General features: G+C 66.9%; 18 protein-coding genes. 17 read left to right on the top strand and 1 reads right to left on the bottom strand.

All coding sequences use genetic code 11. The features are described from left to right. Positions 1 to 299 precede the first annotated feature (299 nt). The 9 genes from ACUVWL_RS06145 (at position 300) to ACUVWL_RS06105 (ending at position 4,361) form a co-directional block, all read left to right on the top strand. Positions 300 to 590, top strand: a complete 291-nt coding sequence (locus tag ACUVWL_RS06145; protein ID WP_005416648.1) for a RebB family R body protein — start codon at positions 300 to 302, stop codon at positions 588 to 590. Positions 591 to 633: 43 nt separating this feature from the next. After that, positions 634 to 903: a RebB family R body protein gene (locus ACUVWL_RS06140; protein WP_005416649.1), complete on the top strand. Its 270-nt coding sequence runs from the start codon at positions 634 to 636 to the stop codon at positions 901 to 903. Between the two features lie 26 nt (positions 904 to 929). Continuing rightward, the gene (locus ACUVWL_RS06135) at positions 930 to 1,196 is read left to right on the top strand and encodes a RebB family R body protein (RefSeq protein WP_445978929.1); all 267 of its coding nucleotides are present in this window, start codon (positions 930 to 932) and stop codon (positions 1,194 to 1,196) included. A 60-nt stretch (positions 1,197 to 1,256) separates the two neighbouring features. Next, positions 1,257 to 1,529 (top strand): RebB family R body protein, encoded by a 273-nt coding sequence (locus ACUVWL_RS06130; RefSeq protein ID WP_005416651.1) that lies wholly within the window; start codon positions 1,257 to 1,259, stop codon positions 1,527 to 1,529. Between the two features lie 70 nt (positions 1,530 to 1,599). Then, the gene (locus ACUVWL_RS06125; protein ID WP_032957589.1) at positions 1,600 to 1,836 is read left to right on the top strand and encodes a RebB family R body protein; all 237 of its coding nucleotides are present in this window, start codon (positions 1,600 to 1,602) and stop codon (positions 1,834 to 1,836) included. Next, positions 1,833 to 2,423 (top strand): RebB family R body protein, encoded by a 591-nt coding sequence (locus ACUVWL_RS06120; RefSeq protein WP_049420461.1) that lies wholly within the window; start codon positions 1,833 to 1,835, stop codon positions 2,421 to 2,423. Before ACUVWL_RS06125 ends, ACUVWL_RS06120 begins: the two co-directional genes overlap by 4 nt. 47 nt (positions 2,424 to 2,470) lie before the next feature. After that, positions 2,471 to 2,818 carry a hypothetical protein gene (locus tag ACUVWL_RS06115; RefSeq protein WP_046430815.1) on the top strand — a complete coding sequence of 116 codons (348 nt, stop codon included), beginning with the start codon at positions 2,471 to 2,473 and terminating at the stop codon, positions 2,816 to 2,818. A 20-nt stretch (positions 2,819 to 2,838) separates the two neighbouring features. Next, positions 2,839 to 3,918, top strand: a complete 1,080-nt coding sequence (locus ACUVWL_RS06110; protein ID WP_445978928.1) for a hypothetical protein — start codon at positions 2,839 to 2,841, stop codon at positions 3,916 to 3,918. Between the two features lie 206 nt (positions 3,919 to 4,124). Further along, complete coding sequence (locus ACUVWL_RS06105; protein ID WP_049439617.1) at positions 4,125 to 4,361, top strand: hypothetical protein; 237 nt, start codon at positions 4,125 to 4,127, stop codon at positions 4,359 to 4,361. A 59-nt stretch (positions 4,362 to 4,420) separates the two neighbouring features. Here the strand turns inward: ACUVWL_RS06105 and ACUVWL_RS06100 are convergent, their stop codons facing one another. Further along, positions 4,421 to 5,908, bottom strand: a complete 1,488-nt coding sequence (locus ACUVWL_RS06100; RefSeq protein ID WP_423179250.1) for a helix-turn-helix domain-containing protein — start codon at positions 5,906 to 5,908, stop codon at positions 4,421 to 4,423. Positions 5,909 to 6,568: 660 nt separating this feature from the next. Between ACUVWL_RS06100 and ACUVWL_RS06095 the strand changes: the two genes are divergently transcribed. The 8 genes from ACUVWL_RS06095 to ACUVWL_RS06060 all read left to right on the top strand — a co-directional run bounded on the left by ACUVWL_RS06095 (position 6,569) and on the right by ACUVWL_RS06060 (position 12,436). Continuing rightward, on the top strand, positions 6,569 to 6,832 hold the full coding sequence (locus ACUVWL_RS06095; protein ID WP_041863485.1) for a CD225/dispanin family protein: 264 nt from the start codon (positions 6,569 to 6,571) through the stop codon (positions 6,830 to 6,832). A 132-nt stretch (positions 6,833 to 6,964) separates the two neighbouring features. Then, positions 6,965 to 8,104: an SPFH domain-containing protein gene (locus tag ACUVWL_RS06090; protein ID WP_445978927.1), complete on the top strand. Its 1,140-nt coding sequence runs from the start codon at positions 6,965 to 6,967 to the stop codon at positions 8,102 to 8,104. A 20-nt stretch (positions 8,105 to 8,124) separates the two neighbouring features. Further along, the gene (locus ACUVWL_RS06085) at positions 8,125 to 9,477 is read left to right on the top strand and encodes a TFIIB-type zinc ribbon-containing protein (protein ID WP_445978926.1); all 1,353 of its coding nucleotides are present in this window, start codon (positions 8,125 to 8,127) and stop codon (positions 9,475 to 9,477) included. Continuing rightward, the gene (locus ACUVWL_RS06080; protein ID WP_014647264.1) at positions 9,474 to 9,731 is read left to right on the top strand and encodes a hypothetical protein; all 258 of its coding nucleotides are present in this window, start codon (positions 9,474 to 9,476) and stop codon (positions 9,729 to 9,731) included. Before ACUVWL_RS06085 ends, ACUVWL_RS06080 begins: the two co-directional genes overlap by 4 nt. A gap of 189 nt (positions 9,732 to 9,920) precedes the next feature. Then, entirely contained in the window at positions 9,921 to 10,505 is a 585-nt protein-coding gene (locus ACUVWL_RS06075) for an AprI/Inh family metalloprotease inhibitor (protein ID WP_134808907.1), read from the top strand. 69 nt (positions 10,506 to 10,574) lie between these two features. After that, complete coding sequence (locus ACUVWL_RS06070) at positions 10,575 to 11,534, top strand: cation diffusion facilitator family transporter (RefSeq protein ID WP_053495012.1); 960 nt, start codon at positions 10,575 to 10,577, stop codon at positions 11,532 to 11,534. A gap of 72 nt (positions 11,535 to 11,606) precedes the next feature. Beyond that, positions 11,607 to 12,242 (top strand): DNA-3-methyladenine glycosylase, encoded by a 636-nt coding sequence (locus tag ACUVWL_RS06065; RefSeq protein WP_049439916.1) that lies wholly within the window; start codon positions 11,607 to 11,609, stop codon positions 12,240 to 12,242. Further along, positions 12,242 to 12,436: a hypothetical protein gene (locus tag ACUVWL_RS06060; protein WP_014647268.1), complete on the top strand. Its 195-nt coding sequence runs from the start codon at positions 12,242 to 12,244 to the stop codon at positions 12,434 to 12,436. The genes ACUVWL_RS06065 and ACUVWL_RS06060 overlap by 1 nt, the downstream gene beginning before the upstream one ends. The last annotated feature ends 67 nt before the right edge of the window (positions 12,437 to 12,503 follow it).

Raw genomic sequence — 12,503 nt, 5'->3', positions numbered from 1 at the left:
CGCCCGATCCGGCGACGCTGTGGCCGACAGCCCCTCGCCGCCGGATCGCGCTGCCCACGCGCAGGCCCTGTGTGTGCTCCAGGGCAACGCGCCAGCGCTGGCGACGACGGCGATGATCATCAGTTCCGCCGTATTCACGCCGCACCTTCACGGTGATCCCACCGCATTCTCCGTCGATTCCGCCAATCCGGCGGCGGCGCCATTTCCTACTCTGGCCCCACGGTGAAGCCCAGGCCGCTGCAGGCAACGCACCGTGACACTGGATACCACGCACTTCCACCCTTTCGCAGGAGCAGGACATGGCATTTCCAACCGCGGTAAACGACCAGATCACCGATTCGGTCACCCAGGCCAACACCAAGGTGCTGGGCGACGCGCCCGCCGTGGCAGTGGGCAATCTGTACCAGGCCACCGCACAGGCGCTGGCCAATGCCGCCCACAACGCCACCAACGCGCAGCAGCAGTCCTACGTCACCGCGCAGTCGGCCACCACCATGGGCGTGGCCACTCTGTACTCGATCGATACCGCCACCACGGCGGTAGCGAGCAAGGAAATCCTCAGCACCCGCGTCCGCGGCCTGGGCTCCTGATCTGTCGTTCCATCGCTGACCCGCCAACCTCAAGGAGATCGACATGGCATTCCCGACCGCTGTAAACGACCAGATCACCGATTCGGTCACCCAGGCCAACACCAAGGTGCTGGGCGACGCGCCCGCCGTGGCCATGGGCAATCTGTACCAGGCCACTGCGCAGGCGCTGGCCAACGCCGCCCACAACGCCACCAATGCGCAGCAGCAGTCCTATGTGACGGCGCAGGCGGCCACCACCATGGGCGTGGCCACGCTGTACTCGATCGACACCGCCACCACCGGCGTGGCCACCAAGCAGATCCTCGGCGCGTGATGCGCCGGCAGGCAAGGAGCTGAGCCATGGCATTTCCCACGGCCGTCAACGACCAGATCACCGACTCGGTCAGCCAGGCCAACCTGCAGTTGCTGGGCGTGGCGCCTGCCACGGCAATGGGCACGCTGTACCAGGCCACCGCGCAGGCGCTGGCCAATGCCGCCCACAACGCGACGCTCGCCCAGCAGCAGATGTATGTCACGGCGCAGGCCGCGACCACGATGGGCGTCGCGCTGCTCTACGCCGTCGATACCGGCGCCACCGGCGCCGCCACCCGGAAGATTCTCGGCTGATTCCATTGAGTGCCGGCAATCTCCGTTCCTGTAGTGCTGTCCACCCTAGGAGCTTCCACCATGGCATTTCCCACCGCCGTCAACAGCCAGATCACCGATTCGGTCTCGCAGGTCAACACCAAGGTGCTTGGCGATGCGCCAGCCATCGCAATGGGCAACCTGTTCGTGGCCACCAGCCAGGCGCTGTCCAACGCCGCGCACAACGCCACCAACAACCAGCAGCAGTCCTACGTGACCATGCAGGCGTCGACCACCCAGGGGGTGTCCACGCTGTATGCGATCGACACCGCCTCCAACGGCGTGGCCACCCGCGAAATCCTGGGCCTGCGCTGACGTGTCGGCCCGGCGTGACGCCAACCACCGCGCCCCCGCCCAGGGCGGCGTCACGTCGGGCCCCTGATCGATGGCCGCATCGCCCGCCACCGGCTACCTGCTGGCAACCACCAGCGCCGGATCCGGTGTGGCGATCGCCCTTGCCCCCTCGTTCGCGATGTCCGCCACCTACCTGGCGATGGCCGACAGCCTCGGCCTGGCAATGCAGAACGCGGTGGCCAACCAGCAACGCGGCCAGGTGACCGCCGGCGCAAGCCTGGCCCAGGTCCTGGCCCTGATCATCCAGAAGGGAGCCGTTCCGTCATGAGCAGTGAGAACACCGTCAACAGCCAGATCGTCGACAGCGTCAGCGCCGCCTCGACGTTGCTGGTGGCCCAGGGTCCGGCGCAGTCCTTCAGCATGCTGGACATGGTGATGCTGGAGACGCTGGGCACCGCCATGCACAACGCCGTCGCGCGCCAGCAGGGTGCAGGCATGGTCAGCAACGCAGCGGTCACCGCCACCTGCGCGAAGATGATCAACGCTCCCTGGCCGGTGCCGCCACCCGCTCCGGAACCCCCTCCGCCGCCACCACCGCAGGTCATCCCCCTGCCCGGCCCGGTGCCGGCGCCCCCTTCGCCTGCGGCGGTGATCGCCGCGGCCACCGCAGAAGGAAAGACCGCCATCAGCGTCCTGCAGGCACAGACCCACGGTGCCACTGCCGACGCTGCGGCCGCTACCAGCAGCCTGCATGCACTCCAAACGCTTGCAGGCAATGCGGCAGCGCCCGCGCCCGGTCCTGCGCCCGACCCCGCGTCCGGTCCGGATCCGGACGCAGGTCCCGCCCAGGATCCCGCGCCAGACTCCTCTTCCCCTTCCCCTTCCCCGGCAGACGACGCTGACGCCGGGGCCTGACAGACTGCAGGCCGCCTGCGGCCCCACCCGCCCATCAAGGAGCCCGTATGGACCCGAGCAACGTCAACGCCCAGATCATCGATGTGATCAACCAGGTGCAGACGGCCACCATGTCAGCGACCGTCGTGACGACCAGTGGTGCCGGCAAGGCCTACCAGTCGGTGGCCCAGTCTGCGGCGATCGCCGTACAGGATGCCGCCGACGCCCTGCGCAATGTCTCAACCATCGCGACCACCGCGGCCGGCGTGGCCATGGCCCAGTACCTGGCGACGGGGGACGAAAAGTATGCAAGGGTGCTCACGCAGGCGCAGAACATGATGCAGGGGGCCACCGCCGACTTCAACCGCGTCGGCAATGCCGCTGCGACCGTCCTCAAGGAATTTCCGGCCCAGTGAGGCCGCCAGGAGATCCACGCATGAGCATTTTCATTGCCGGTCGTTCCATCCCCCAGGCCAACCTGATCAGTCAATCCTGCAGGCATGTCCTTCAGTTCATCGACGGCGGCGAGCACTGGTTGAAGTGGGCCATGGAATCGCATGAGCACCGCTACGCCTTCTCCGACGAGGGCACGATGCTCGATGGGGTGCAACAGGGCCTGCACGGTTCGCGCATGACATGGTTGCCGCGCACCGGGTTGCAGATCGGCCCGGTCAAGCTGCTCAGCCTTGGTGCCAGCGACCTCGGTGCCCTGCGCAACATGGAGTTTGATGACGAGACACGCCTGTCGCACAACGAGGCACAGCGAGTGCTGGAAAAACACCGGCTGCTGACCAACGCCGAGCTCGGCGCCTCGCGCGCGTTCCTGGCTTCGATCGGCGCGGTCGACGCACCCCTGCTGCAGCAGCTGGACTTTCGCGAATCGGTGGCGCTCCACCAGCTGGCCGGTGAGGTGGGCATGTCCGCCGCAGGGCGCGACGACCTGGCCGACGCTGCCGGCTTCGCGCTGCTGCACGCGCGCAGGCCCATCGAGTTTGCCGACTACTTCCGCTTCTACCAGCGGGTGAGCACAGGAGGTGGCAGCCGCGAACATCGGCTGACGCGTGCCACCCGTGCGTTGCAGCAGGTGCTGCCGATCCTGTTCGGCTTCCTGGACGGGCCGCAGCTGCCACAGTTGCCGTCGCCAGAGCAGGTGCGCGAGGCGATCGACGCAAGCCTGGCCGCGCACCGGCAGATCGGCTATGCCCGCATCTCGCTGGCCGCCCAGCAGATGGCGGCCTGCTTCGACGACGAACCCGAACTGCTGCAGGATGACAGCCGGTTGCGCGAGGCCGCGCGGTGGCAGCTGCGCGATGCGCAGGAATTCCTCAACGAACATCCGGTTTCCCGTGGCCGGCTGGGCCAGGACGGTGCCAGCGTGCAGTTCGCGATCGATGGTTCCAGAGCGAAGGCGCTGATACAGGTGGAGGACAATGTGATCACCCTGCAGGATTACCGCCGAACCCGCCGCCACCTGGGCGATGAAGCGCGGGTGGATTATCAGAAGGATGCAGTGTGAACCCGGCTCCGGCGCCAGATGGCGATGGCGTGCAGGCAGCAACAGAGGCCTTTGCTTCGGCAGCCGGCGCGGCCGTTGCTGCCGGACGCCTGGCGGCCCGGCAACAGGCGCAGAAGATCTTGGCCGATGCCCAGGCGGCATTGCGCCACATCCTGGGGGAGCGCAGTGACGGTGTTCCCCCCTCATCCCCAGCAGGAGCACCGACGATGACCTTCCCGACCCCGCTTCCCGGCAAGCCCACTCCCGCCCATCCGGCGGGCAGAACCCCGATGGAGATCGCCCAGGAACTGGCGGACGCCGCAATGGCTGCCAGTGAAGAAGGCATCCGCGCCGCGATGAAGGTTTCGCAACGCGCGGTCGAGGCCGCCGCCGAGGCCGCGCGACGCGCGGACGAAGCGGCCGAACATGCCGTGCAGCGCGCTGCCGAAGCCAACGCGCGCTGACGCTGCGTCTGCCATCCCAACGCCCCGGGCAGGCCCGCGCCTGCACCGGGGCGTTGCTTTTACTGGTGCGGGCTTCGCCGGTAGCTGCGCGGGCTGACCCCTACCGCGCGCCGGAAGCTCTTTTCGAAGTGGCTCAGGTCACCGAAGCCGACCTGCAGTGCGACATCGGTAATGCGCAGGCGCTGCCCATCCCGCAGCAGCTGCTTGGCGTGCTCGATGCGCAGTTGCTGCAGCAGCAGCTTGAACGTCGTGCCCAGCTCGCTGCGGAACAGGAATCCCAGGTGTGACTGGCTCACATGGGCCTGACGGGCAAGGTCGCCCAGCGTGAGCGGCTCTGCGGCATGGTCCTTCAGGTAGGCCAGAGCGCGTTTCAGACCGTCGTGCAGGCCTTCATGCGCTGCCCGCGGCGTATCCGGCTGCGCGGGCGCAGGACCGACGGTCTGCTCAACCGCGGGCAGCCGTTGCGGGGCGCGCCCGACATCGCTGGCAACGTGGCCTGCAGCCAGATCCGGCGCGTGGCGTGCAAGATCCTCACGACGGATGCATCGGCCACCGGTCATCACCGCCAGCCGGACCACCACCCGCTCCATTTCCAGCAGATTGCCGGGCCAGTCGTGCGCGCACAGGGCTTCCAGCACATCGTCGCCCAGCACGCGGGGATTGAATCCATGCAGCTCCAGCGAACGCGCCGCCAGCGCGCCGATGTCCTCCACCCGTTCGCGCAGCGGTGGAATATCCACGGTCAGGAACTCCAGCCCAGCCAGCAGGGCGCGCGAGAACTGCTTCTCTCTCACCCGTTGTTCCAGGTCCGCGCTGGTCGACGCGATCACCCGTATCGGGCCGGCCGCCAGCGCGTCAGCTTGAGCGGCAGGCAGCCCACGCATGCGATGTGACAGCTGCCCCTGCAGCGGCACCGGCAGTTCGTCGACTTCGTGGAAGTACAGCGTCCCGCCCTGCGCGCGCGCGAACCAGTCGCTGGCTTCGCCCAGCGGGTGAACACAGTTCACTTCCACAAACGGGCCCTGCCGGGAAGGGCCGCCACTGTGCAGGGCGGCGGCCAGCTCCATCTTCTCGGTACCAAACTCGCCGCGCAGCAGGACCGGCAACGGGCTGGCCGCCGCGCGTTCCACGAATTCATCCATCTGCTTCAGCGCCTCGCCGGCGCCGACCAGCAACAGCGGCCGGCTCAATGCCTGTTCGGCCCAGGCCTTGGCTTCGTAGCGCTTGATCAGATGCGCGCAACGCTGGGCAAACTGCTCCCCCAGCGCCAGGGCACTACCATCCAGCCGGCCCTTCTCGCCCTCCAGGTGCAGCTCACCCAACACCTCGCCGCCATAGCGGATGGGAACCCGCTGCAAGGAAACCTCTTGCCCGGACGCAGCTGGCAACCCCGCAGCTGCCCCTGCCACCGCACCACGCAACCGCACTTGGCCACCCCGCATCACCTTGTGCTGGGACAGCTCCTTCACGAACGCGCCCAGCAGCTCGGGCAATGACGGATAGGGCCGATAAGCGCGCTGCAGCATCTCACTGACTTGCCTGTGCATCGAAACTCCCCTTTGGAATGGCGACCCGATGCATCTGCAACGGGCGATCTCGCGATGCAGGCCCTCCGGCATCATCGCGGGATGCTGCGACGTCCACGCCGCATGCCGTGCCCGCTGGTCGCACCGCTGGTGCCGTGCACGCTGTCCGCTCCCGCAGTGCCGGGAACTGCCATCGCTGCTGGAGGTCGGCAAGGCGGACGTCGTCCAGGCCGGGGTCGTGCGCCACAGGGCGGCACTGCCTGTGACGCGGCGCTCCCTGTGTTCCGGCCATCGCGTCCCTGGATTATGGGAAACGAGTTTCCAGAAAATAAGCATGATAATGACGTGAATATCCGCGCCGGATATTTGTCGCCCGCGTTTCCGTGCACCGCGCACCGCAAAGCAGGTGAAGGCAAGGCGCCGGGATTCCATCCACGCTGATGATCAACGCGTCTGAGCGAACCAGGGACGGGAACGTATTGCGCCGCCGCGACGGCTGCACCGCCTGCTCGCCCAGGCCCGCAGGCCACCGCGCCTGCCTGCCGCGGCGCCGCCCCCGATCAATGACCCATCGACCAGCAGAAGATTGCGCACCACGCACGGGTGGCATGCCTTCCGCTGCACCTGGCCTGTCGGCATACTCGCGCTCCCGACCGCAGCACGATCAAGGAGATCGACCGCATGGACCGCACCCCGCCACCCGTGCCCCCCAGGAACTACCTGATGTGGGCCATCCTGAGCATCATCGCCGGCTTCTGGCCGTTCGGCATCGTCGCCACCGTCTACGCCAACCGCAGCACGTCATTGGTCGCCAGCGGCCAGATCGGCGCGGCCACCGAGGCTTCGCGCAAGGCGCTGCGCTGGATGATCGCCTCCTTCCTCACCCTGCCACTGTGCCTGGCACTGATGATCGGCTATGCCCTGATCGCGCGCGGCATGGCCTGAAAGCCTGCCGTCGCCGTCGCGCCATGATGAATGGCAGGCGCGCGCGGCGGTGGCGGCGGCCCATCCCGCTCCTCTATAGTCAGTCCAGCTCGGCAGGCATGGTGCCTGCCCTCGAATCACAGGGAGTTGGACATGGGTCTGGTACAGGCGGTGAAGGGTGCGGTGGGTGGTGTGCTGGCCGACCAGTGGAAGGACTTCTACACCGTGCCCACGGGCCTGCCCTCGACGGCGGCCCTGTTCGCGGCGGTACCGCGCGGCACCAATGCCGGCCGCGGCTCCAATACCAGCGGCTCGTCCAACATCATCACCAACGGCTCGAAGATCATCGTGCCGGAGGGCTACGGCCTGCTGCTGTTCCAGGACGGCGCGATCACCGCGTTCGTCGCCGAACCGGGTGGCTACGAGTGGCGTTCGGACGATCTGAACTCGCAGTCGATCTTCGCCGGCGACGGCCTGGTCAGCACGTTCATCAAGCAGAGCTGGGAGCGCTTCAAGTTCGGCGGCCAGCCGGGTTCGCAGCAGGCGGCGTATTTCGTGTCGCTGAAGGAACTGCCGGACAACCGCTTCGGTACCCAGTCGGAAATCTACTGGGACGACGGCTTCCTCAGCACCCAGGTGGGTGCGGTCACGCGCGGCTCCTACACGCTCAAGATCGTCGACCCGATCCTGTTCGTGAAGAACTTCGTGCCGGCCAGCTACCTGCAGCCGGGTCAGGTGTTCGACTTCACCGACCTGGACAACGCCGCCGCCAGCCAGCTGTTCAATGAAGTGGTCGGTTCGCTGGCCCCGGCCTTCAGCCTGTACACGAACGACCCGGGCAAGGGCAACCGCATCACCAAACTGCAGCAGGATTCGCTGGGCTTTGCACAGAGCCTGTCTGCCGCCGTCGAGCAGGGCTACCAGTGGAAGTCCGACCGCGGCCTGGCCATCGTCAAGACCGCCATCGTCTCGATCGAGTACGACGCCAACACCCGCGAACTGCTGAAGACCGTGCAGCGCGCCGATGCCCTGTCGGGTTCGCGCGGCAATTCCAACCTGCAGGCCAGCGTCGCCCAGGGCATCCAGTCGGCCGGCGAGAACGGCGGAGCGGCTGGCCTGGTCGGTGTCGGCATGGCCTCGGGCATGTTCGGTGTCGGCGGCATGCAGCAGCCGGTCGCCCCGGCTGCCGACGACCCGGTGGCCAAGCTGAAGAAGGCCAAGGAAATGCTGGATCTGGGCCTGATCACCCAGGGCGACTATGACGCCCTGAAGGCCAAGGCACTGGGCCTGTAACAGCAGGACGCACAACGAACATGTCCGATCCCCGAAACGGCCCGCCGCCGCTGCCCGGATCCGCGCCCGCGACGCCGCCGCCCTTGCCGGCGGCGTCGTTGGATGGGCCCGGTTCGCCGCAGGACGTCCCTCCCCTGCCCGGCAGCTTCCCGCTGGACACCTCGAAACTGCCACAGGCCATCCGTGATGAAGTGGAAGCGCCCGACCCGGTGGCCATCGATACGTCGGCCAGCGAGCTGAAGGACGGCCCCAACCGCTGCCCGAAGTGCGGCGCCACCGACATCCGGCCCAAGGCCGGCACCGACATCCTGGTCTGCCTTTACTGCCGTCACGAATGGCATGGCGCACGCGTCGAGGAAGAGTTCGGCCTGGGCGAGGCCATCGACCAGCTGCGCGGTACGGTCATTGCCTCTGGCGCACGTGACATCGACGCCGACACCTCGGCACTGATGACGTTCAAATGCACCGGGTGCGGCGCTGAAGTCACGGTCAATACCGAGAGTACGATGACGGCGCGCTGCCACTGGTGCCGCCATGTGTTCGGCGTCAACGAGCAGATCGCCAACGGCGCGGTGCCCGATGCAGTGCTGCCCTTCCATATCAGGAAGGACGATGCGGTCGCGCGCATCCGCCAGTTCGTCGACAAGCGCCGCATGTTCGCGCTGAAGGCATTCAAGGACCAGTTCACCCCGGAAAACGTGGTGGGCGTGTTCCTGCCCTACATGATCGTCGACAGCAATGTCAGCGCGGCCGTGGCCGGCAAGGGTGAGATCCAGACCCGGCAGTACACCGTGGGCAGCGAGAAGAACAAGCGCACCCTGTACGACGCCGATGTCTACCAGGTCGAGCGCCAGGTCGACTTCACGGTCGATGACCTGCCACTGGAATCCTCGGCCGAGCGCGGGAATCTCGATACCCGCGCCAATACAAACAACATCATCAACACCATCCTGCCGTTCGATACCAAGAACGCGGTGAAATGGAACGCCTCGTACCTGGCCGGCTTCACCTCCGAAAAGCGCAACCTGGATGTGGAAAAGCTGCGGCCGCGGCTGGAAGACCAGCTGCTGTCGATCGCCCGCGCACAGGTGGAAGGTTCGGTGAAGCGCTACAACCGTGGCGTGCGCTGGGAACAGGAGCAGCTGGAGGTGCATGGCACCCGCTGGGTGTCGATGTACCTGCCGGTGTGGTTGTACTCCTACCACCAGCCCGGCAAGAACGGCGGCATGCTGCACTACATCGCGGTGAACGGCCGTACCGGCGAAACCATGGGCAGCGTGCCCGTGCAGCAATGGAAGATGCTGCTGGCGGCACTGGCCACCGGCACCGTCATTGAAGCCCTCGCAATTGCCTTCCTGGTGGCATCGACATGAGCGACGACAGTGGCCTCTGGCTGTTGGCGGCAGGTCCGGCCGGCGCAACCGCGCTGTACTGGGCGCTGTACCGCTATTACCGCAACACCGACAAATCGCACTCCTTCGAGCACGAGACCGCCATCGAGGCCAAGCCGGTCACCGGCTCGGACCAGCAGGTAGGCCGGGTTACCGGCACCGAGGAAAAGCGCATCCGCGGTGACAATGTGTATGAGTACCGGAAACGGGTGGTGCGGGTAAAGCCCGACCCATAGCGCCAGGCCCTGCCTGGCCGCGGGTAGTGCCGGCCGCTGGCCGGCATTCCTTCGGTTCCTGGGCGCCAAGAGGGAGCCGGCCAGCGGCCGGCACTACCCTTCGCTGGGCTGCCCCAGCGCACACCCTCACACCGTCTCCCGCCCCACCGGTTCGATACTCGCGCGGTCCGCCCTTCCGAGGATGCTGCAATGGCTGCCGTGCTCGCCCGTACCTGCCTGTCCGCGTTGTGCTGCCTGGCCCTGCCCGCCCTGGCCCAGGACGCCTCGTTCGGCTTCGGCGAACAGACCACCCACACCGACCAGACCACGCAATCCAGCAGCACCCGGACCCAGAGCAGTGGCGCGGTGACCACCCAGACCACCACCAGCGGCAGCTCGCAGTCCGGGTCACGCAGCGAAAGCAAAGAGATCGACGTGGGCTTCGGTTTCCACGACGACAACGACGACTGGGGCCGCGACCGCCACCGTGGCGGCCGCGATGTGCGCGACAGCGATCTGTTCGGCAGCTGGACGCTGGGCCAGGAGAACGGCAACACCTGCTCCATCGAGCTGAAGAACATCGAGTGGTTCGGCGGCTACAGTGCCTACGTGCCCGCCGGCTGCCCGGATGGCTTCTTCTCGGCCAACCGTTGGGTACTGTCGGGCAACCAGCTGCTGCTCACCGACACCAGCAACACCGTGTTCGGGCGCTTCCGCGCGTCAGGCGGTGGGCGCTGGACGGGCTACCGTGAATCGGATGGGGCGCGTTTGTACCTCAATCCCAAGGGGCACTGATCGCGCCGTGCACGCAATGGGCACGCGCTGATCGGGAAGATCAGGCGTCCGCCCCGCCCCGCCGCCGAAATGTCCGCTCCCACCGGTTCCCGTCTGGTCATCTATGCCGCCCTCGCGGGCAACCTGGCCATTGCCATCGCCAAGTTCATCGCTGCCGGCATCTCCGGCAGCTCGGCCATGCTCAGCGAGGGCGTGCATTCGCTGGTCGACACATTGAATGAACTCCTGCTGCTGTACGGGCTGCGCCGTGCCGGCAAGGCGCCAGACCCGGTACATCCATTCGGCTATGGCCGCGAGCTGTACTTCTGGAGCTTCATCGTCGCCCTGCTGGTGTTCGCCGCTGGCGCCGGCGTCTCGGCGTACGAGGGCATCCAGCACATCCGCCGGCCGGAGCCGGCTACCAACCACGCGTTGAGCTACAGCGTGCTGGGCATTTCCATCCTGTTCGAGGGGGCCTCCTGGTGGGTGGCGCTGCGCGAGTTCCGGCGTACCAAAGGCAGACTGGGCTACTTCGAAGCCTTCCGCCGCAGCAAGGATCCGTCCACCTTCACCGTACTGCTGGAAGACAGCGCTGCGTTGCTCGGGCTGGGCTTCGCGTTGATCGGCCTGGTGGCCGCGCAGGTGCTGGATATGCCGGTGCTTGATGGCGTGGCGTCGCTGTGCATCGCCGGCGTGCTGGCCGCAACCGCCTTCCTCCTGGCCCGTGAAACCAAGGGCCTCCTGGTTGGAGAGCCTGCCCACCCTGCGGTGGCCGAGCGGATCATGGCGGTGGCCGAAACCGATCCGGACCTGCGTCGCGCGAACGGCGTGACCACCATGCAGATGGGACCGGAACAGGTCGTGGCCATGCTCAGCGCCGAGTTCGAGGACGATCGGCAGACCCCACAGATTGAAGCCTGCATCACCCGCATCGAAACGGCGGTAAAGCGCGAGTATCCGGAGCTGGTGGCACTGTTCATCAAGCCGCAGACGCCCGAGGTCTACGCCGCCCGGCGCGCCACGCTGGCGGCACCGCCCGCGCCGGAATGACGCTGCGTCTGCGCCCGTTTCACCAGTCCAATGCCACAGTGCCACCAACATCTGCCCGAACCTGCCTCTACCGTGCCGGATTGGTTGCCCGCCTCTCTCCAGATCCTCCCGCGCAGCTTCTACCGGCGCCCGCCCGTCGAGGTTGCGCCCGAGCTGCTCAACAAACTTCTGGTCCGTGACGATGGCCGAACGGGTCGCATCGTTGAAGTCGAAGCGTACGCAGGCAGCGTCGATCCGGCGGCGCACTCCTATCGCGGGCAGACGCCGCGCACGGCCAGCATGTTCGGTGAGGCCGGCCACCTGTATGTCTATTTCACCTACGGCATGCACTGGGGCAGCAACGTGGTCTGCGGAGAGGTCGGTGAAGGCGTGGCGGTGCTGCTGCGGGCCATCGAGCCGCTGGCGGGCCTTGAGCGCATGCACGAGCTGCGCCCCGCCGCGCGCCGGGATCACGATCTGGCCAGCGGCCCCGGCAAGCTCTCGCAGGCATTCGGACTGGACCGCAGTTTCGACGGCGCCGACCTGGTGACTGGCAGCCATGGCATCGTGATCGCAAGCGATGGGACCCCGCCTCCGTCCGACCCGCTAATTGGTCCACGCATCGGCATCACCCGCGCTGTCGATTTCCCTTGGCGCTGGCACATCCGTGACAATCGTCACGTATCGATTCAGCCACGGCGTACTCCCGCCCCTGCGAGGAAACGATGATGACCCCGCTCGACAAACCACTGCGACGCGAACTGGACATCGATGGCCGGCCCCATACCCTCACCGTGGACCCCGAAGGCCTCAAGCTGGTCGAAAAGGGGCGACGCAAGGGCATCACGCTACGCTGGCAGGACCTGGTATCCGGTGATGCCGCACTGGCCACCGCCCTGCAGGCATCGCTCCAGCAACACTGAGCGGGCGCGGCCACCTCACATCGGCATCACTCTGCCATGGCGATACATAACGCCGTGCGCACTAGCG

The organism is Stenotrophomonas muris (assembly GCF_052751275.1).
The sequence above is the reverse complement of the archived record's forward strand: the minus strand, read 5'-3'. Positions and strand labels throughout refer to the sequence as shown.